This is a genomic window from Lautropia mirabilis, assembly GCF_900637555.1.
GTDB lineage: Bacteria > Pseudomonadota > Gammaproteobacteria > Burkholderiales > Burkholderiaceae_E > Lautropia > Lautropia mirabilis.
In genome coordinates this window covers 2062734-2082895 of the sequence record NZ_LR134378.1, presented here as the reverse complement: position 1 = coordinate 2082895, position 20162 = coordinate 2062734, and the positions used below count along the sequence as shown (strand labels likewise).

Here is a 20162-nt window from a genome sequence, read left to right as displayed (position 1 = left end):
GTGATCCTCAGCGACCGGCGGAGAGGATCACCTGGGCGATGATGCCGGTGGCCGCGGCCACCAGCACGAAGTCGCTTCCCAGGCGGACCCAGTCATGGCCGCGCGGCGGCGGATCCAGCCGATGATCGCGCCAGTCCTGCACCACCATCACCGACTGGCGTGCCTCGGGCGGCAGCCGGTCGCCCCGATGGTAGCGGTGCTCGGGGCCTGCCCCCGGCCCCATGCGCATGTCATCGGTCGGGACCTGCGTATGGATCTGGACGGACACCCGGGGTTCCTGACGCCCTGAATGGCCGCGCCCTTCCCAGTGCTGGCTCGGGCCGTGGTGGGGCTGATCGCCTTCCCAGTCACCACGGCGATCGTCCCGGCCGTCATGGCCATCGTGGCCGGGGCCACGCGGTGAATGACCGTACCGATCCCCTTCCCCGCCCGGCTCATGCCAGGGCTGTGCCGATGCGGCCAGACTGCTGGCACCCAGCACCAGGGCGACGGTGGAAGCCACAAGACGGCGGGAAACGTGTGCAAGACGCATGTGTCGTATCCGGATCCTTGTCCGGGTGGTGTTGAACACAGGCGGCATTGTGGGCGCTGTGTGTGAAGCAGGCACTGGGCGCAAGTAAAGATCGGGTAAAGCGCAGCGATACGTCAGCGGCATACATCTGCTGGGATACATCGGTAACACTTTATCGCTGAAGGCGACATCCCCTGGGTGATAGCCTTGGCCCGCTTTCCAGGCGATATAGGGGAAAACGATGATGCTGAAAAACCGACACATTCTTGCTGCCATGGTTGTAACGACAGGGATGCTGGCATTGGCGCAGCCGCCGGCCGTGCTGGCGGGAACGACGACCAGCACGGAGTACCAGCAGATCAACCACTACAACACGCCGGCCGGTTTCATGAACGACATCCAGACCCTCTTCAAGGGGGCGGATGGCTACTTCCACCTGTATTACCTGCTGAACAGCAACTACAAGTCCGACAACGACGGCACCGAGTGGTACCACGTCCGGACCAGGGACTGGGAGCATTTCGAGAACCAGGGCGTGGCCATTCCGAAGTTCACGCATGGCTGGTCGGCCGTGGCCACAGGCTCGGTGATCGACAACGCCAGCGGCTTCTTCAAGGATCTGCCAACGGCAGCCATCGTCGCGTATTTCACGAGCTACACCGAAAGCGGCCAGCATCAGTACGCTGCCTATTCGCTGGACTTCGGCAAGAGCTATGTGCCCTACAACGGCGGGCAGCCGGTCCTGAAGGGCACGACCGCCACCTCGGACAACCGCGACCCGTACATCTGGCATGACGCTGCCCGCGGCAAGCTGATGATGTACCTGGCCGAAGGCGACAAGATCGGTGTCTATGCCAGCAGCGACGGCAAGGCCTGGACCTATGAAGGTGCGACGATCCTGAACGCGGGCGCGCTGGGCGGCAAGGACCTGGGTCTGGTGGAATGCCCGAACCTGAAGACGATGAAGGCGTCGGACGGCACGACAAAGCACGTGCTGTTCTTCGGTGCCAACGGCTACCAGTATGGGTCAACCACCGGCACCTACTACATGGTGGGGCACCTGGATGACAAGAATGTGTTCGTGGCGGAAACCCAGCCGAGGCGCGTGGACCAGGGCACGGACTGGTATGGGGCCAACTTCCTTCAGGAAAGCGACACGACCGTGAAGGCGCTGGCCTGGCTGGGCAACTGGGCGTATCTGCAGGGCGACATCCGCGACCAGAATGGTGAGGTCTCGAAACACCTGAGCGGCATCAGCATGACCCGCAACCTGACGCTGGTCCGGGAAGGCGACGCCTACGTGATCAAGTCCGCCTTCGTGAACGGCAACCCGAAGACTTCGGTCGATACGGGCTTTGCGGACACCTTCAACGCGAAGATGGCCAGCGACAACTACCACAAGGTGCTTTACGACGTGAAGCGCTGGACGTCGCAGAATCTGAACCTGGCATTCACCGGCGTGAATGGGCGACCCGTGAACGGGCACATCCGCATCTTCCTGAACCAGGCCGACAGTACGGTGTTCATCGATTACGACGCGGACAACGGGCAGTATGAGGTGCGCCGCACCAGCACCCGGATTTCCGGCGATGCCAAGGCCAACTACGAAAAGAGCATGGTCGTGTCGTCAGGTTACGCCAGCCCTGCATCGTTCCGGATGAATCTGGTCGTGGACCGGACAAGCGTGGAGCTGGTCTATGGCAACGGCGAGAGCTATTCGCTGACGAAGCTCTCGACCGAAAACGACATGGGCGTGCTCATCGAGACCAGCGGGGAGAACCGGCTGGATTACTCGATGAGCAATCTGGAGGGCAAGTAGGGCCGATTGAGCAGCGAATCGATGGGGGCAACTTCGTTGTATGGCCCCCTGGTCACGTTGATCAGTCGGTAAATGGATTCAACAAGGGCACCGATGTTTCGGTGAAATCCGAAACATTGCGGGTCACCAGCGTCAGGCCGTTGACCCAGGCCGTGGCTGCAATCAGCTTGTCGATGGCGTGCTCGTGATGGGGAACGCGCAAGCGTCCCCAGAGCAAGGCGGCCTCGGTATCGATGGGCAGGATGCGGTCGTGGTGTTGCTCCACGATCAACGTGAGCCAGTCATCAAGCAGCCGGGACTGGATGTGGTCTCCTCGATGCCGGATGAGATCCACCCCGCGCCGCAGCTCACCCAGGGTGATGACGGACAGGTAGAGTGCGCTTCCCTGCTCGGCAGCCTCCCGGAAGAAGGCCTGAACGCCTGCATTGGCCCGCCTGCCCTTGCGAGCCTCGCTGATGACGTTAGTGTCAATCAAATACATGGGCGGACTGGCCGTCGTCCTGTTGACGCTCGAAGTCTGAATCCAGGCCAACATCCGGCATGCTGGCCAGGATCTCCGCCAGAGGTTTCCTGGGCGGCCGCTGGAGGGTTTCCAGCAGGATGGCACGATGCTCGGCTTCAGCACTGCGACCGTTGGCGGCTGCGCGCTGCTTCAGAGCCTGCACCAGGGATTCGTCCAGTCCACGGACCAGCAGGCTTGTCATGGTCATCTCCAGGCAGGAATCCCCCGAACAAGTCCCGTACTGCATACCGGCGCGCAAGAACGGGCGCACGACGTGTTCGGAGGATCGTCAGGTGATAGCAATGTTATCACCTTAGCCCTTGTTCCCAGCCCCCGTACCCTGCACGGTCTTCATGGCGGTGGCGATGAGGCCGGCCACGTCGCCGAGGTTGGCGGGCACGATCATGGTGTTGTTGGTGCGGGCCAGCTGGGCGAAGGCCTCGACGTACTGTTCGGCCACGCGCAGGTTGACGGCGGTGTCGCCGCCGGGAAGCTGGGAGGCGTTGCCGACGCGTTCGATGGCCTGGGCGGTGGCTTCAGCGATGGCGGAGATGGAGGCAGCTTCACCCTGGGCGCGGTTGATGGCGGCCTGGCGCTCACCCTCGGAGCGCTGGATGGCGGCTTCGCGTTCGCCGGAGGCGATGTTGATCTGTTCCTGGCGGCGGCCTTCGGAGGCGGCAATGACGGCACGCTTTTCCCGCTCGGCGGTGATCTGGGCCTGCATGGCGCGCAGGATCTCGGCGGGCGGGGTCAGGTCCTTGATTTCGTAGCGCAGCACCTTGACGCCCCAGTTGGTGGCGGCTTCGTCCAGCACGCTGACGACGGCCAGGTTGATGGCCTCGCGTTCCTCGAAGGTCTTGTCCAGTTCCATGCGGCCGATGACGGAGCGCAGCGAGGTCTGGGCCAGCTGGGTGATGGCGTCGATGTAGTTGCTGGAGCCGTAGGAGGCGCGCATGGGGTCGGTGACCTGGAAGTACAGCACGCCGTCGACCTGCAGCTGGGTGTTGTCGCGGGTGATGCAGACCTGGCTGGGCACGTCCAGCGGGAACTCCTTCAGCTCATGCTTGTAGGCCACGCGGTCGATGAAGGGCACGATGATGTTGAGACCCGGCATCAGGATGCGGTCGAATTTGCCCAGCCGCTCGACGACCCAGGCGTGCTGCTGGGGCACGATCTTGAGGGTCTTGATGGCAAAGACAATGGCCAGGACCAGGATGGCGATGGAGACGGTGGTAACAGGTGGCATCGACGGTCACTCCTGAAGGATGGTTATGGGATGAAGGCAGGATAGGCGTTCTGCCCGGGCAGCGTGTGCCTTGCGCGATTGCCGGCCGGCCCGGGCGGTGCTTCGGCGGCGTGGCGGCTGGCGTGGGCACGGGCCTGCCCGGCCCAGGCCGCCGTCACGGCCTGAGGGGGTGGTAAAGGGACTAGCCGACGGCCACCGGGGCGGGGGCGCTGCCCGTGGCACGGGCCAGCTCAACCGGGATCAGCACGAGGCGACTGCCGGCGATGGCGTGGATGCGGTGGGTACCGATGCGGCGCGGGTAGCCGGACAGCAGCTCGGCCTGCCAGATGGTGCCGCGATAGTTGATGCGGGTCTGGCCGTTGTCTTCCCAGCCTTCGACGGTGACGGTCTGGCCGATGTCGAGATTGAGGTCGGGGTTGCGCTCGGGCGCCTGCTGCGACGGGGCGATGGGCCGGAGGTAGCGCACCAGGCCTGCGCCCAGCGCACTGGCGACGGCGGCGACCAGCAGCTGGATGCTGAAGGTGGCGCCCAGCCAGGCGGACAGGCCCGCCAATGCCAGCGCCACGGCGATGACCAGCAGGTAGAAGGAGCCGACGAACAGCTCGGTGATGCCGAGCACCACGGCGAGGATCCACCAGCCATAGTGTGTTGCCATATCTGCCATCTGCGCCTCCATCTGCCTTGCCAGGGGGGTGTTCCGGGCCCGTGCCATGTGGACGCAGTCTCTGCACAGATGCGCGCAGATGAGGTCCGTTCATGGGCGAAGCGGCCGGAAGAGCCGTTTGGGGCCCTCTTTTTCATTTTGGGACACTTTTACCGAGTGTCAAGGCAAAGCCGCACAAACGGCTTTCCGGGGTGGAAATTTGGCGACAATGCGCAGACAGTCCGAAGAAATGTGCATGCTGCAGCCACAAAAAACGCCACCCGAAGGTGGCGTTTGAGTGACCGGCGCAATGCACGACCTTTCGGTCGGCGTCCAGGCAGCACGGTGCCAGAACGGCCCGGTGCCCCGGTCGATGTACAGCACGTGCCCGGCCGCCAGGGCGACCGGGCAGGCGGAGGGCTTATTTCCCGGCCCGGGCCCCGAGCCGCTGCCAGGTGGAGACGACGGTGTCGGGGTTGAGCGAGATGGACGTGATGCCCTGGTCAACCAGCCATTCGGCGAAGTCCGGATGGTCGGACGGGCCCTGACCGCAGATGCCGACGTACTTGCCGGCCTTGCGGCAGGCCTCGATGGCACGGGCGAGCAGCGCCTTGACGGCAGGGTCGCGCTCGTCGAAGCCTTCGGCCACCAGGCCCGAATCACGGTCCAGACCCAGGGTGAGCTGGGTCATGTCGTTGGAGCCGATGGAGAAGCCGTCGAAGTGCTGCAGGAACTCGTCGGCCAGGATGGCGTTGGAGGGCAGCTCGCACATCATGACGACACGCAGTGCGCCGGTGCCATCCGGTGCACCGCCCTCGCCCCGCTTCAGGCCATGGCTGGCCAGCAGCTCGATGACGCGCGCGCCTTCCTTGACGGTGCGCACGAAGGGGATCATCAGCTGGACGTTGGTCAGGCCCATGTCCTCGCGCACGCGCTTCATGGCCTTGCATTCCATCTCGAAGCAGTCGGAGAAGGTGTCCGACACGTAGCGCGATGCGCCCCGGAAGCCCAGCATGGGGTTCTCTTCCTCGGGTTCATAGCGCGAGCCGCCGATGAGCTTGCGGTACTCGTTGCTCTTGAAGTCAGAGAGGCGCACGATGACCGGCTTGGGCCAGAAGGCAGCGGCGATGGTGGCCACGCCTTCGGCCAGCTTCTCGACGTAGAAGGCACGCGGGCTGGCATAGCCACGGGCCACGCTCTCGACGGCCTGCTTGAGGTCGGCGTCGACGGCCGGATAGTCGAGAATGGCACGCGGGTGGATGCCGATGTTGTTGTTGATGACGAACTCCAGCCGGGCCAGGCCCACGCCGTCGCAAGGCAGCGCCGCAAACTCGAAGGCGAGCTGCGGGTTGCCGACGTTCATCATGATCTTGGTGTCGATCTTCGGCATGGTGCCGGTCTGGACGTCGGTGACTTCGGTCTCGAGCTGGCCGTCGTAGACGTAGCCGGTGTCGCCCTGGGCGCACGAGACGGTGACGAGCCGGCCATCGGCCAGCACGTCGGTGGCGTTGCCGCAGCCGACGACGGCAGGAATGCCCAGCTCACGCGCGATGATGGCGGCGTGGCAGGTGCGCCCGCCCCGGTTGGTGACGATGGCCGAGGCACGCTTCATGACCGGTTCCCAGTTGGGGTCGGTCATGTCGGTGACGAGGACGTCGCCAGGCTGCACACGGCTCATCTCGGACGCATCGCCCACCAGGCGCACGCGGCCGGCACCGATCTTCTGGCCGATGGCACGGCCGGAGGTCAGCACGTCGGAGCTGCTCTTGAGGACGAAGCGCTGCTGCTTGCGGTCCTTGCTCTGCGACTTGACCGTCTCGGGACGGGCCTGCAGGATGAAGAGCTTGCCATCGATGCCGTCCTTGCCCCACTCGATGTCCATGGGACGGCCATAGTGCTTCTCGATGATGGTGGCATAGCGGGCCAGCTGGGCGACTTCCTCGTCGGAGAGGGAAAAGCGCGCGCGCTGCTCGGCCGGGGTGTCGACGGTGCGCACGGTGCGGCCCTGTGAGGCAGCATCCTCGAACTCCATCTTGATGAGCTTGGAGCCCAGGTGACGGCTGATGATGGGGTACTTGCCGGCGGCCAGCATGGGCTTGTGGACGTAGAACTCGTCGGGGTTGACAGCCCCCTGCACGACGGTCTCGCCCAGGCCCCAGCTGCTGGTGATGAACACCACGTCCTCGAAACCGGATTCGGTGTCGATGGTGAACATCACGCCCGAGGCGCCCAGGTCGCTGCGGCACATGCGCTGGATGCCGGCCGACAGGGCCACACCCTCGTGGGCAAACCCCTTGTGGACGCGGTAGGAGATGGCGCGATCGTTGTAGAGCGAGGCAAAGACCTCGCGGATGCGGTCCAGGATGGCGTCGATGCCGACGACGTTGAGGACGGTCTCCTGCTGGCCGGCGAAGGAGGCGTCGGGCAGGTCCTCGGCGGTGGCGCTGGAGCGCACGGCGAACGAGACGCCGGCCGGGGAATCCTTCGTGAGGCGGGCGAAGTGCTCGCGGATGGTCTTTTCCAGGTCAGGCGGGAAGGCAGCCTCGCTCACCCAGCTGCGGATCTCGGCACCAGCCTGGGCCAGGGCCTTCACGTCGTCGGTGTTGAGGGTGGCCAGACGGGCGTTGATGCGTTCGGTGAGCCGGTTGTGATCGAGGAAGTCCCGGAAGGCGTCTGCGGTGGTGGCAAAGCCGCCGGGCACCTGGACGCCCGATGCCGAGAGCTGGCTGATCAGCTCGCCCAGCGAGGCATTCTTGCCGCCCACGACCTCGACGTCGGTCATGCGCAGCTCTTCGAACGGGATGACGAGCCGTCCTGCGTGCGTATTGCTCATGGTTGAAGTACCGGATGGTTGAAAATTCTGATGTCCGATATTCTAGGGCCAGTCCATTTCCGGCGTGTTTCCTCGTTCACACTTCCATGTCTGCCAACCCAACTTCCACACCCCAGGGCCATGAACGGACGGCCTACTTCATTTCCGACGGGACCGGCATCACTTCCGAGACCGTGGCGATGTCGCTACTGAGCCAGTTCGATGACCTGAAGACGCGCAACGTGCGCCTGCCCTTCATCGACAGCGAGGCCAAGGCCCATGAAGCCGTGGCGCGCATCAACCTGGCCGCACAGAACGACGGACGCCGGCCGCTGGTGTTCTCGACGCTGGCCATCCCGTCCATCAGCGGGATCGTGCAGACGGCCAACGCCTGCTATCTGGACCTGATCGGCACCTTCGTGTCCAGCCTGGAGACGGAGCTGGGGCGTGAGGCCTCACGCGGGGTGGGCCAGTTCCACCGCATCAAGAGCCCGGACGAGTACCAGGCCCGGATCGACGCGATCAACTTCTCGCTGTCGCACGACGACGGCCAGCAGCATGCGGAGCTGGGCACGGCGGACGTGATCCTGGTGGGGGTGTCGCGCTGCGGCAAGACGCCCACCAGCCTGTACCTGTCCATCCAGCATGGCATCAAGGCGGCCAACTACCCCCTCATCCCCGAGGACTTCGAGCGGATGCGGCTGCCGGAGGTGCTCTATCAGTTCCGTCACAAGCTGTTCGGGCTGACCATCTCGCCGGAACGGCTGCACGAGGTCCGCAGCGAGCGCCGGCCCGACAGTCGCTATGCGGCGCTGGAGAACTGCCGTGACGAGGTGCGTCAGGCGGAGTCGATGATGCGTCGTGAGGGCATCTCGATGCTGTCGACAACCACGAAGTCGATCGAGGAGATCGCGGCGACGATCCTGACGGTGATCCAGCTGGACGAAGGCGGGAAGTAAGCCCGCCAGACTTTTTTCGACCCTCCCCCTCGGTCGGTACCCCGCCCCCTCCTCTCCCGGCCCTGCCGCTCAGGCAGTGTCCACGCCAGGGCCCGTCAGGACGCGCTGGCGAGCCGCTGGCGCCGCTGCTCGAACAGGCAGACGGCGGCGCTGGCGGCAACGTTGAGCGATTCGACCCCGGGATCCTGCGGGATGGTGAGCCGGCAGCCCAGCCGGGCTTGCAGCTCGGGATCGATGCCCTCGCCTTCGTTGCCGAAGACCCAGGCCAGCGGCTGGCGCAGGTCGCTGGCGTAGAGCGACTGGCCGTCCTGAAGGACGGTGCCGGCCAGGGGCAGCGCACCGACCTGCGCCTTCAGCTGTTCGAGGGGGATGTTCTCGTGGATCTCCAGCACGAAGTGTCCACCCATGCCGGCGCGCAGCACCTTGGGCGCCCAGCAGGCGGCCGTGCCGGCCGTGGTGAGCACGGTGCGAATACCCGCTGCGGCAGCCGTGCGCAGGATGGTGCCGACGTTGCCCGGATCCTGGATGCGGTCAAGGATGACGAGATCGTGGTCCGGAGCGGAAGCCGGCAGCGCCGGTCGGGGCGTCTCGACCACGGCCAGCAAAGGTGACGGCGACGGCATGATGTCGAGCTGGTCGAACAGCCAGTCGTCCAGAACCAGCCAGCTGGCCTGTGCAGCCTGAGCAACCATCTCGGGATTCCCGTTCATGCTGGCGACATTGCCGGACGGGATGGGTGCACCCGGCTGCCGCTGCGGCGACACGCGCTGCCATGGGTTGGCAGACGGGGATCGACCGTGTTCCCGGCGGGAGGCTGGGGAAGACGGTTCGCCGCCCTGCCCCAGCTGCTGGAACGTGCGCCGAGGCAGAACCAGTTGCAGGACGGGCTGACCACCGGCCAGCCAGGATTCCAGCAGATGCCAGCCTTCCAGCACGGTCTGGCCGCTTCGACGACGCTCCCTGCCTGATTCGAGCAGCTCACGCAGGTGACGCAGACGCGGATTGGCGGCGGACTCGATCTCGACGGGGCTGTGGCGAAGCGCCTGGCGGGCGTGCGCCAGCAAAGGAGTGGGATCGGACATGATGGGCAGAGGGTTCAGTGACCGGCCAGCACGCGGGCCACGGGGGCAAAGCTGCGGCGATGGATCTCGCAGGGGCCATGCTCGCGCAGGGCCGCCATGTGCACGGCCGTGCCATAACCCATGTGCCGCTCGAAGCCGTAGGCAGGAAACTGCTCGGCATACTGCAGCATCAGGTGGTCGCGGACAGTCTTCGCCAGAATGGAGGCCGCAGCAATGGCCGGGTCCTGGTCATCACCGCCGATGACGGTCTCGACACGCAGACCTTCCAGCTTGGGAGCGCGGTTGCCGTCAATGCGGACATGAAGGGGCTGGGGTTGCAGGCCCTGGATGGCGCGGGTCATGGCCAGCAGGGTGGCATGCAGGATGTTGAGGCGGTCGATCTCTTCGACGCTGGCACTGGCCACCGCAAACGCGAGGGCCTTCTCCCGGATCTCGTTGGCCAAGGTTTCCCGGCGGCGGGCGCTGAGCTTCTTCGAGTCCCGCAGGCCCTCAATGGGATGATCGGGCGAGAGGATGACGGCCGCCGCCACGACCGGGCCGGCCAGCGGCCCCCGGCCGGCTTCATCGACGCCGGCGATGGAGGGATCGGCAGTGAATGGCAGGTCGGCAGTCATGGTTCGGTGCGCTTGGGGCCCTTCAGGCGCGGGACAGGTCATCGAGCACGGTTTCGGCCACGCGACGGGCACAGCCCTGGGCCAGCACGTGGTGCATCTCGGCAAAGCGGGCCACCAGGCGCTCACGCCCGCCGGCATCGTCGTGCTGCCGGACCATGGCCTCGGCCAGCGCCTGGGGTGTGGCGGCATCCTGGATGAACTCGGGCACCAGGAACTCGCCCGCCAGGATGTTGGGCAGGCCGAACCAGGGCTGATAGGCCTTGTTCTTCATCATCCGGTAGGACAGCGGGGCCAGCCGGTAGGCGATGACCATCGGACGCTTGAAGAGCGCGGCTTCCAGCGTGGCGGTACCGCTGGCGATCAGCGTCTGGTCGCAGGCCGCCAGCGCGGTGTGCGACTGGCCAGATAGCAGCTGCAACGGCAAGGTGCGCCAGGCGGGATCGGTATCGATGAGCGCACGCAGCTGGGCCAAGCGGGCCTCGCCGGCGGCGGGCAGGATGAAGTGCCAGTCAGGATGCTGCTGGTGCATCAGCGCGGCGGCGGCCAGGAAGGTGGGCGCCAGGTGCTCGACCTCGGCACGGCGGCTACCGGGCATCAGCGCGATGACGGTACCCTGTGCCGGCAGCCCCAGCGCCTGGCGGGCAGCGGCCTGATCAGGCTCGAAGGGAATCTGGTCAGCCAGTGGATGGCCGCAGTAGGTGGCGGGGATGCCGGCCTCGCGATAGATGGCTTCCTCGAAGGGAAAGACCAGCAGCATGTGATCCACCGCCTGGCGGATCTTCTCGATGCGCTCACGGCGCCAGGCCCAGATGGAGGGACTGACAAAATGATAGGTGCGCACGCCGGCAGCCCGCAGTCGGGCTTCCAGTCCCAGGTTGAAGTCCGGGGCATCCACGCCGACGAAGGCCTGGGCAGGCCAGTTCAGCAGCCGCTGGCGGAGCTGGCGGCGTACCCACAGCAGGCGCGGCAACGCCTTGAAGGCTTCGGCGTAGCCATGGACGGCCAGCCATTCGGAAGGCCACCAGGCCTCGAAACCCTCGGCCTGCATGCGCGGACCGCCAATGCCGGCGCAGACCATGCGGTCCGAGCCGGATGATGGAGGATGCGAAAGCGCGTCCCCTGCCCCGGACGACACGGCTGCGTCGTCAGGCTGGCCGGCGGAAAGCGTGGCGCTAGAAGCGCCCTGCCCGCGCCAGCAGGCCAGCACCGAAGCCGCCAGCAGGTCGCCGGAGGCCTCGCCGGCCACCATGCCGATGCGGGGCGTGGCCATGGCGCGGCTCAGCGGGCGATGCCGCGGGTGGCGTCGCCCAGGAAGCGCACCAGCGGACCCAGGCACTTCTCGTGGGTGGCGTCGGTGGCGGCCTGGGCCTGCAGCGCCTCGCGGGCCTCGGCCAGCGTGAGCCCCTGCCGATAGAGCGTCTTGTAGGCGCGGCGGATGAGGGTGATCTCTTCCGGCGCGAAGCCGCGGCGACGCAGGCCCTCGCTGTTGATGCCATGGGTAGCCAGCGGGTTGCCGGAGGCCATGACATAGGGCGGGATGTCCTGCAGCACGATGGAACCGGTGCCGGTCATGGCATGCGCCCCGATCTTGCAGAACTGGTGAACCTGCGAGTTGCCGCCCAGGATGACCCAGTCACCAATGTGGACGTGGCCCGCCAGGTTGGTGGTGTTGGCGAAGATGGTGTGGTTGCCCACCACGCAGTCATGCGCGATGTGGACATAGGCCATGATCCAGTTGTCGTCACCGACCCGGGTGGTGCCGCCGTCCTGCACGGTGCCCCGGTTGATGGTGACGCACTCGCGGATGGTGTTGCCGTTGCCGATCTCGAGTGCGGTGTCCTCACCCGCGTACTTCTTGTCCTGCGGCGCGGCGCCGACGGAGCAGAAGGGATACAGGCGGTTGTTCTCGCCCAGCATGGTGGGGCCTTCGAGCACGACGTGCGCACCCACCTTGCAGCCGGCGCCGATGCGCACGTGCGGCCCGATGACGGCATAGGGGCCGACCTCGACGCTGCTGTCCAGCTCGGCAGCAGGGTCGATGACGGCGGTGGGATGGATCAGGGGCTGCACCATGCGGTCAGGCCTTGCTGGTACCGACCTTGCCGGCCAGGGGGGGCTCGCCGGCGGCCTCCTGGCTGATTTCCCGCAGGGCGCACATCAGGTCAGCCTCGGCCACCTTCTGGCCGTCGACCGTGGCCACGCCATGGAACTTCCAGACCAGGCGCGACTTGCGAGCGATGCGCACGTCCAGCACGAGCTGGTCGCCAGGGCTGACCGGGCGCTTGAAGCGTGCCTCGTCGATGCCGGCGAAGTAGTAGACCGAGTTGGAGTCGGCATAGCGTCCCATGCTGGCAAAGGACAGGATGCCGGCGGCCTGCGCCATGGCTTCCAGCACCAGGACACCCGGCATGACCGGCAGGTGCGGGAAGTGGCCCTGGAAGAAGTGCTCGTTGATGGTGACGTTCTTGATGGCGAGGATGCGCTCGTCGTGGACGATCTCGGTGACCCGGTCGATGAGCAGGAACGGGTAACGGTGCGGCAAGTAGCGAAGGATTTCCGAAATATCGATCGCCGGCTGATTTTCACTCATGCTTGGACAATTCTCTGGCTGCTTCTTTCTTCATTGGACGGCATCGTCGTTGCGGGTGCCACCTTCTGCCGTCGCCGGGGCATCCGTGCCTGCGTGAGCAGTCTGGACCTGCTGCTCCAGCCGACGCAGGCGCCGGCGCATGTCGGGCAGCTGCCGCACCACTGCCGCCGCCCGCTCCCAGTCGGCATTTTCCATGGACGGGAAGATGCCGCTGTAGAAGGCAGGCTTGGTGATGGACTTGGAGATCAGGGTCATCGTCGAGACCACGGCATCGTCGCAGATGCTGATGTGGCCAAAGATGCCGGATGCTCCGCCGATCTGGACCCGCTTGCCGATGACCGCGCTGCCCGCGATGCCGGCGCAGGCCGCAATGGCCGTATCTGCTCCGATCCGGACATTATGGGCGATTTGCACGAGATTATCGATCTTGCAGCCATCTTCGATGACGGTGTCGTCAAGCGCGCCACGGTCGATGCAGGTGCAGGCCCCGATCTCCACACGATTGCCGATGACGACCGCCCCCAGCTGGGGAATCTTGGTCCAGCCGCCGCCCTTCTTCGGCGCAAACCCGAAGCCGTCGGCGCCGATGACGGCCCCCGAATGGATCAGGGAATCTTCGCCCACGCTGCAGTCGTCGCCCAGCGTGATGTTGGCATGCAGCCGGGTGCGTGCACCCACCGAGGCGCCAGCCCCCAGTACGGTGTTGGCGCCGATCCAGGCGCCCTCGCCCACCACGGCACCGGCACCGATGACGGCACCGGGCTCGATGACGGCGCTGGCGGCCACTCGGGCATCCGGATGGACATGGGCACCCTCGGCGATGCCGGCAACGGGCCGGGGATTGACGCGGGCGTCGAACCACTGCGCCAGGCGCGCATAGGCCCCGTAGGGGTCGGGATCGATCAGCAGGTTGGCGTCGGCCGGCAGATCATCGACCAGGCGCGGCGAGACGATGTAGGCTACGGCATGACTGGCATGGGCGGCCTCACGCTGCTGGGGCCGCACCAGGAAACTGATGCTCTCGGTATCGGCCTTCCTAAGGCTGGCCAGGCGACGTACCGTCACGGACGGATCGCCACGCAGTTCGGCGCCCAGGACCTGGGCGATCTCCGCCAGGGATACCGGGGTCTGAAGGTTCCGTTTCATGAGGTGCTCTGCTCTCCCGAGATGCTGGAGGGTCCGGCCGGACCCTCCGGAATGGTACGTCCGCCTGCCTTCGCGCAGACGGAACGGACCGCGCCACAGGACGCCGTGACGCGGGGTGGCCAGGTGCATCACACCCGGCCGGCCGGTCAGGCCAGGACCGCCCGCTCAAGAGGCGGCCAGCCCTGGGGCATGACGGATCAGCGACCGGCGTTGAGCTGCTTGATCACGCTGTCGGTGATGTCCAGCTTGGGACTCACGTAGACGGCGTCCTGCAGGATCAGGTCGAACTTGTCGCGCTCGGCGATGGTCTTGATGGCCCGGTTGGCCTTGTCCAGCACGGCGGTCAGCTCTTCGTTGCGGCGCTGGTTCAGGTCCTCGCGGAACTCGCGCTGGCGACGCTGGAAGTCCCGATCCATGTCGGAGAGCTCACGCTGGCGACGGGCACGGTCGCTGTCGGACATGACCGCGCTCTCCTTCTCGAAGTGCTCGGAGGCGGTACGCAGGCGGGCGCCGAGATCCTGGATCTCCTTGTCGCGGCGCGAGAAGTCCTTCTCGATCTTGGCCTGGGCGGCCTTGGCCGGCGCCGAGTCACGCATGATGCGCTCGGTGCTGACGAAGCCGATGCGGGGGCTGGTCTGGGCCATGGCCGGTCCGGCCACGGAAGCCAGGCCGACCGTCAGCGCGCAGGCCAGCGCGGCCCGGTGAAGCGTAGAAAAGCGGGGGGTCTTCGGGATGGAAAAGGTCATGGGTAGAAAAACTCGGTTTGGGTTCGATGGGAGGGCGCGGGGCCTGTGGGCACGGGAAGGACCTGTGCCGTGGCCGGGCACCCGGACACTCGACGGGTGATTCTTGCACACTTCGGCAAACTGCATGCGCAATGCCGGGCGCATGGCGCCGTGCCTGCCCGACGGGTGCCCGCCCCGTCAAGGGCCGGGGCACGCCGCCGGTTGCAGCCTCGTCAGAACGAGGTGCCGAGCTGGAACTGCACGCGCTGGGTATCGTCACCGGGCTTGCGCTTGAGCGGGTAGCCCAACGACAGCTTGATGTCAGCCCCGATGGGCGCGAACCAGCTGATGCCGATACCGGCCGAATAGCGCAGATCGCCGAAATCATAGTGATTGTCGAAGACGTTGCCCGCATCGGCGAACAGGAAGGCACGCACCGTCTTGTCGTTGCCGGTGCCCGGCAGCGGGAAGAGCAGCTCGGTGCTGGCCACGAACGAGGCGTTGCCCCCCAGCGCGCTGTTGTCCTTCACGTCGCGCGGGCCCAGGCTGTTGGAGCCGAAGCCCCGCACCGAGCCGATGCCGCCGGCGTAGAAGTTCTTGAACACCGGATAGGGCTTGCCCCCGAAGCCGCGGCCATAGCCGAGGTCAGCGGACAGCAGCCAGGTGTAGTCCTTCGTGACGGGGATGTACCAGGCATGCTGGTAGGTGGCCCGGTAGTAGGACAGATCCTGCCCCGGGAAGGTCACGTCGAAATTGAAGCGCTGCAGTCGGCCGCGCGTGGGCATGTAGCCGCTGTCACGCGAGTCACGCGACCAGCCGAAGGTGAGCAGCCACGCATCGCTGGTGGTGCCGAACTGGTTCACGTAGTCGATGTAGCGCTGCGGCAGCCCCGTGGTGCCCGGCTTGATCTGGTTCTGCTCGAAGACGAGGCCGAAGCTGAGGCGGTCCAGCTCGGTGTACGGGATGCCCAGCCGCAGGCCCGCGCCCGAGGAGCGGATGCGGTAGTCGCCCAGGCCCGAGTTGGAGGCATTGAAGGTGCGGGAGTAAAGATCGGCTCCCAGGCTCACGCCATCGTTGGTGAAGTACGGGTCCACATAGGAAACCGAGGCAGTGCGCTGGGTCTGGCCGGTGTTGACTTCGACGCCGAAGGTGTTGCCGGTCCCCAGGAAGTTGGGCTCGTTCAGCGCCACCTGCAGGAGCAGCTTGTCGGTCGTGGAGTAGCCGGCACCGAAGGTCATGTTGCCGGTGGGGCGTTCGGTGACCTTCACCAGCAGATCCACCTGGTCCGGCACGCCCGGCACCGGCACATTGGAGATCTGCACGTCCTGGAAGTAGCCCAGACGCTCGACCCGGTCACGCGAAAGCGCAATCTTGTCGGAATCGAACCAGGCCCCCTCGAACTGGCGCAGCTCGCGGCGGATGACCTCGTCACGGGTGCGCTGGTTGCCGGCAATGGTGATGCGCCGCACGTAGGCACGTCGGCCCGGGTCGATGTTCAGCGTGTAGTCGACCTCGCGCTTCTCCCGGTCGATGGTGGGCACCGGGTTGACGCTGGCAAAGGCGTAGCCGATGGCCCCCAGGTCGTCGGTGATCTTCTTCTCGCTCTGGGTAAGCTTCTCGCCCGAGAAGGTGTCACCCGGCCTCAGCGCCAGCGCCTTGCGGAACTGCTCCTCGCGCCCCAAGGTGTTGCCGCCGAACTTGAGGTCGCGGACCTTGTAGCGCTCGCCTTCCCGGATGGTGAGCGTGACGTAGACCTTCTCGCGGTCCGGGTCGATGGAGACCTGCGTGGACTCGATCCCGAACTCCAGATAGCCGCGGTTCAGGTAGAACGAACGCAGCGTCTCCAGGTCGCCGGCCAGCTTCTCGCGCGAATACTGGTCGGTCTTGGTGTACCAGGACAGCCAGTTGGGCGTGGTGAGCTTGATCTGGTCGAGCAGCTCGGATTCCTTGAACACCTTGTTGCCCAGGATGCGGATCTGGGCAATGCGGGCGCTGGCACCCTCGTCGATGGCCAGCGACACCGCCACCCGGTTGCGGGCCAGCGGCGTGACGGCCGAGGTGATCTTGACCGAATACTTGCCGCGCGACAGGTACTGACGGCGGATCTCCTGCTCGGCCCGATCCAGCACCGAGCGGTCGAAGATGCGTGCCTCGGCCAGACCGGCCTGGCGCATGGCCTTCTTCAGCGCCTCGGCATCGAACTCGCGCGAACCGCTCACGTCGACGGAGGCAATGGCCGGGCGTTCCTCCACCCGTACCACCAGCACCTCGCCGTCACGCGCGAGCTGCACGTCCTTGAAGAAGCCGGTGGCGTAGAGGGCCTTGATCGCCTCGCTGGCGCGCGCCGGCGTGAACTCGTCGCCGACGCGGATGGGCAGATAGCCGAAGACGGTACCGGCTTCGGTACGCTGCAGGCCCTGTACGCGGATGTCGCGGATGACGAACGGCGAGAACGCCAGGGCCTGGGCCGACCACGCCAGGGTGGCCAGGCCGGCCAGCACGACGGCGGCACCGTGGCTGGCCCAAGGGGGGAAAATCGCGTGTTTGATACCCGGTTCCTCGGCGCGAGACCAAGGCAGCCGGAATCGTCTATCGCGCAGTCAGAGATTCTGTGGAAATGACTGTGGCCGGCGCGTCACCCGAACAGGCGGGAGAGATCGTTGAAGAGTGCGACGATCATCAGGCCGACCACCATGACAAGGCCCACCTGCATGGTGACCTGCCGGAAACGCTCGGAAAACGGGCTGCCTTTGAGCGCTTCGAGCGCGTAATATACCAAACGCCCGCCATCGAGCACGGGCACCGGCAGCAGATTCAGCACACCCAGGCTCACGCTGATCAGGGCCATGAAGCCCACATAGGCAAACCAGCCGATGGCAGCGGACTGCCCGGCATAGTCGGCAATGGCCACAGGACCGGAAAGGTTTTTCCAGGACAGGCTGCCCACCACCATCTTGCCCAGCATCCGCAGCGAGAAGACCGACATCTCCCAGGTCTTCGTGGCCCCGTAGCCCAGCGCCTCGATCGGCCCCAGATCCACCGTCACCATTTCGAACTGCTGCACCAGACCGGCACCGATACGCCCCTTGCGCAGCGGCGGTGCGCCAGCGTCCTGAGCGTCCTGCTCGTAGACGAGCTGCGGCGTGACCGGTACGGTGATCTCGCCGTTGCCACGGCGTACCAGCAGCTGCAGCGGCCTGGTGTCATCCGAAGCCTGCACCTGCTGGATGAGCTGCTGGGCGCGCGAGATGGGCTGGCCATTCACGCGCAGCACCTGGTCACCCAGCTGCAGACCGGCGCGGGCCGCGGCGCTGCCCTCTTCCACCGAGGCCACCTGCACCAGACCAGCCTTCAGATCCACGCCCAGCGTGCGGGTGAAATCACGCTCCAGTTCGCCGGCCGGTAGGCCGCTGGTGGGGATGCTGCGATGGTGACGGCCATCAGGCCCCTCCACCTCCAGCACGATCGGGCGACGCTCGACGATCGGATCGATCATCTTCAGGCGCATCTCACTGAAGGACTGGACGGCATGGCCATCGACCGTCAGGACCCGTTCACCCTCCTGGATGCCGGCAGATGCCGCGGCCGTGCCAGCAGGCGGGGTGGCCAGCACCGGCGCGGGCTCCTGCAGGCCGGCCATGCCCAGCACCGCATACAGCACGATGGCCAGAAGGAAGTTGGCAGCCGGACCGGCGATGACGACGGCCGAGCGCTTGAGCAGCGGCAGCCGGTTGAAGGCGCGATGCACCTCGGCCGGGTCGATCTCTCCCCCCTCTTCTTCATCGAGCATGCGCACGTAGCCGCCCAGCGGAATGGGCGACAGGCTCCATTCGGTCTGATCCTTGCCAACTTTCCAGGTCAGCAGCGGCTTGCCGAAGCCGATGGAGAAGCGCAGGATCTTGACGCCACACCAGCGGGCCACCAGGTAGTGACCCAGCTCGTGCACGAACACCAGCACGCCCAAGGCAAAGAGAAAGGCAATCAGGGTGGTCATCGGCGCAGACTCCGGCGGAATTCGGGGTATTGAAGGGATGGGGGCCGAACGTCCCCACCCCTGACAGATAGGGCATCATGCCGCAAAGCACAAGGCACGCCGCCTGACCGGATGGTCCGGACCGACCGGCAGCCGCCCTTGCAGGCCAGCCCGAGCCGGGCCCGGCGACGGATGCCCCCCCGGGACACCCAGGCTTTCCGGGCCGATCGGCTTGCTCAGCCGCCCCGCTGCTCAGCCACTCGGTCGCGCCATCGCCCGGTTGCCCGTCAAAAAGCCCAGGCGGTGATAGCCCCAAGGCAACGAAAGCGCTCAGGCGGCGATCTGCTGCTCGGCCAGCAGGCGTGCGGTGGCGTCCAGTGCCAGGGTATCGGCCAGCGAGTCGGGCGCCGCGGGGTTGCCCAGCGCCGTCAGCACGGCCTCGTTGATCCGGGCAATATCGGCAAAACCCACGCGGCCGTCGAGGAAGTTCTGCACGCTCACCTCGTTGGCCGCGTTGAGCACGCAGGGAGCACCGCCGCCGGCCCGCATGGCCTCACGGGCCAGGCGCAGGCACGGGAAGCGCGTCTCGTCGGGCTCCTCGAACTGCAGCGTGCCGGCCGCCACCAGATCCAGGGAGCTGACGCCACTGTCGAAGCGTTCGGGATAGGCCAGCGCATGGGCAATGGGAACCCGCATGTCGGGATTACCCAGCTGCGCCAATACCGAGCCGTCGACATATTCCACCATGGAATGGATGATGCTCTGCGGATGGATGATCACATCCAGCTGCTCGGACGGCATGTCGAAGAGGAACTGGGCCTCGATCAGCTCCAGCCCCTTGTTCATGAGCGTGGCCGAGTCGACCGAGATCTTGCGGCCCATCGACCACTTGGGATGCTTGCAGGCCTGCTCGGGCGTGGCGGCGGCAATTCTCTCCGGCGTCCAGGTCCGGAACGGCCCGCCCGAGGCGGTAAGGATCAGGCGTCGGACGGCACGGCGGGAGTCCACGCCAGTAGCGCGATCCGGCAGGCACTGGAAGATGGCATTGTGCTCGCTATCGACCGGCAGCAGCGTGACACCGGACTGGCGGCAGGCGGCGCCAAAAAGTGCGCCAGCCATGACGATGGATTCCTTGTTGGCCAGCAGCACCGAGCGTGCGCCGCGCGCCGCCGCCAGCGTGGGCGCCAGGCCCGCCGCCCCGACGATGGCGGCCATGACCGCATCGATGCCCGGCGTGCCGGCCACCTCGACCAGCTCGTCGGGGCCGACGGCCAGCCGGGCCGTGACACCAGCCGCACGCAGCCGGGCCTCGAATCCGGCGGCAGCCTGGGCATCCGACACAGCCAGCACCTCGGGTCGGTGCCGCACAGCCAGCGTCAGCAGCTTGTCGACATTGCGATGAGCCGACAGCGCGTGCACCCGATAACGGTCGGGGTGGCGGGCCACGACATCGAGCGTGCTGTCACCAATGGAACCGGTGGCGCCCAGAACGGAGATGGTCTTCATGTGTATGGTTGGATTGAGGCAGGGAACGGCCGCC

General features: G+C 66.2%; 18 protein-coding genes. 2 read left to right on the top strand and 16 right to left on the bottom strand.

Features of this window, described 5'->3' with window-relative positions; translation table 11 throughout:
- Window positions 1-7 precede the first annotated feature (7 nt).
- Window positions 8-532: an RcnB family protein gene (locus EL249_RS13575; protein WP_232002002.1), complete on the bottom strand. Its 525-nt coding sequence runs from the start codon at window positions 530-532 to the stop codon at window positions 8-10.
- Between the two features lie 271 nt (window positions 533-803).
- On the opposite strand from EL249_RS13575, the gene EL249_RS08455 reads away from it, so the two are divergent.
- Window positions 804-2330: a glycoside hydrolase family 32 protein gene (locus tag EL249_RS08455; RefSeq protein WP_197721579.1), complete on the top strand. Its 1527-nt coding sequence runs from the start codon at window positions 804-806 to the stop codon at window positions 2328-2330.
- 61 nt (window positions 2331-2391) lie between these two features.
- On the opposite strand, the gene EL249_RS08450 is transcribed toward EL249_RS08455, so the two are convergent.
- From EL249_RS08450 to ppsA, 5 genes are all read right to left on the bottom strand, one after another.
- A complete protein-coding gene (locus EL249_RS08450) occupies window positions 2392-2811 on the bottom strand; it encodes a type II toxin-antitoxin system VapC family toxin (RefSeq protein WP_005673122.1) in 420 nt (139 codons plus the stop codon).
- Window positions 2798-3034, bottom strand: coding sequence for a FitA-like ribbon-helix-helix domain-containing protein (locus EL249_RS08445; protein ID WP_040531012.1), 237 nt, complete (start codon window positions 3032-3034; stop codon window positions 2798-2800). The genes EL249_RS08450 and EL249_RS08445 overlap by 14 nt, the downstream gene beginning before the upstream one ends.
- Before the next feature lie 111 nt (window positions 3035-3145).
- Window positions 3146-4078: an SPFH domain-containing protein gene (locus tag EL249_RS08440; RefSeq protein WP_005673124.1), complete on the bottom strand. Its 933-nt coding sequence runs from the start codon at window positions 4076-4078 to the stop codon at window positions 3146-3148.
- 181 nt (window positions 4079-4259) lie between these two features.
- Complete coding sequence (locus EL249_RS08430) at window positions 4260-4733, bottom strand: NfeD family protein (RefSeq protein ID WP_040531014.1); 474 nt, start codon at window positions 4731-4733, stop codon at window positions 4260-4262.
- Window positions 4734-5142: 409 nt separating this feature from the next.
- Window positions 5143-7554: a phosphoenolpyruvate synthase gene (gene ppsA, locus EL249_RS08425; RefSeq protein WP_005673128.1), complete on the bottom strand. Its 2412-nt coding sequence runs from the start codon at window positions 7552-7554 to the stop codon at window positions 5143-5145.
- 86 nt (window positions 7555-7640) lie between these two features.
- On the opposite strand from ppsA, the gene ppsR reads away from it, so the two are divergent.
- Complete coding sequence (ppsR, locus tag EL249_RS08420; RefSeq protein ID WP_005673129.1) at window positions 7641-8492, top strand: posphoenolpyruvate synthetase regulatory kinase/phosphorylase PpsR; 852 nt, start codon at window positions 7641-7643, stop codon at window positions 8490-8492.
- 95 nt (window positions 8493-8587) lie between these two features.
- Here ppsR and EL249_RS13570 read toward each other — a convergent pair whose 3' ends face one another.
- The 10 genes from EL249_RS13570 to EL249_RS08370 form a co-directional block, all read right to left on the bottom strand.
- Entirely contained in the window at window positions 8588-9574 is a 987-nt protein-coding gene (locus tag EL249_RS13570; RefSeq protein ID WP_005673130.1) for a TrmH family RNA methyltransferase, read from the bottom strand.
- A 14-nt stretch (window positions 9575-9588) separates the two neighbouring features.
- Entirely contained in the window at window positions 9589-10188 is a 600-nt protein-coding gene (rnhB, locus tag EL249_RS08410; protein ID WP_005673131.1) for a ribonuclease HII, read from the bottom strand.
- Window positions 10189-10210: 22 nt separating this feature from the next.
- Window positions 10211-11458 carry a lipid-A-disaccharide synthase gene (lpxB, locus tag EL249_RS08405; RefSeq protein ID WP_005673132.1) on the bottom strand — a complete coding sequence of 416 codons (1248 nt, stop codon included), beginning with the start codon at window positions 11456-11458 and terminating at the stop codon, window positions 10211-10213.
- An 8-nt stretch (window positions 11459-11466) separates the two neighbouring features.
- Entirely contained in the window at window positions 11467-12261 is a 795-nt protein-coding gene (gene lpxA, locus EL249_RS08400; RefSeq protein ID WP_005673133.1) for an acyl-ACP--UDP-N-acetylglucosamine O-acyltransferase, read from the bottom strand.
- A gap of 4 nt (window positions 12262-12265) precedes the next feature.
- Entirely contained in the window at window positions 12266-12778 is a 513-nt protein-coding gene (fabZ, locus tag EL249_RS08395) for a 3-hydroxyacyl-ACP dehydratase FabZ (protein WP_005673134.1), read from the bottom strand.
- Between the two features lie 30 nt (window positions 12779-12808).
- The gene (gene lpxD, locus EL249_RS08390; protein ID WP_083799465.1) at window positions 12809-13924 is read right to left on the bottom strand and encodes a UDP-3-O-(3-hydroxymyristoyl)glucosamine N-acyltransferase; all 1116 of its coding nucleotides are present in this window, start codon (window positions 13922-13924) and stop codon (window positions 12809-12811) included.
- A gap of 197 nt (window positions 13925-14121) precedes the next feature.
- Entirely contained in the window at window positions 14122-14670 is a 549-nt protein-coding gene (locus EL249_RS08385; RefSeq protein ID WP_005673136.1) for an OmpH/Skp family outer membrane protein, read from the bottom strand.
- A 212-nt stretch (window positions 14671-14882) separates the two neighbouring features.
- On the bottom strand, window positions 14883-17150 hold the full coding sequence (gene bamA / locus EL249_RS08380; protein WP_005673138.1) for an outer membrane protein assembly factor BamA: 2268 nt from the start codon (window positions 17148-17150) through the stop codon (window positions 14883-14885).
- 134 nt (window positions 17151-17284) lie between these two features.
- The gene (gene rseP, locus EL249_RS08375; protein ID WP_005673139.1) at window positions 17285-18643 is read right to left on the bottom strand and encodes an RIP metalloprotease RseP; all 1359 of its coding nucleotides are present in this window, start codon (window positions 18641-18643) and stop codon (window positions 17285-17287) included.
- A gap of 309 nt (window positions 18644-18952) precedes the next feature.
- On the bottom strand, window positions 18953-20128 hold the full coding sequence (locus EL249_RS08370; RefSeq protein WP_005673140.1) for a 1-deoxy-D-xylulose-5-phosphate reductoisomerase: 1176 nt from the start codon (window positions 20126-20128) through the stop codon (window positions 18953-18955).
- Window positions 20129-20162: the final 34 nt, after the last annotated feature.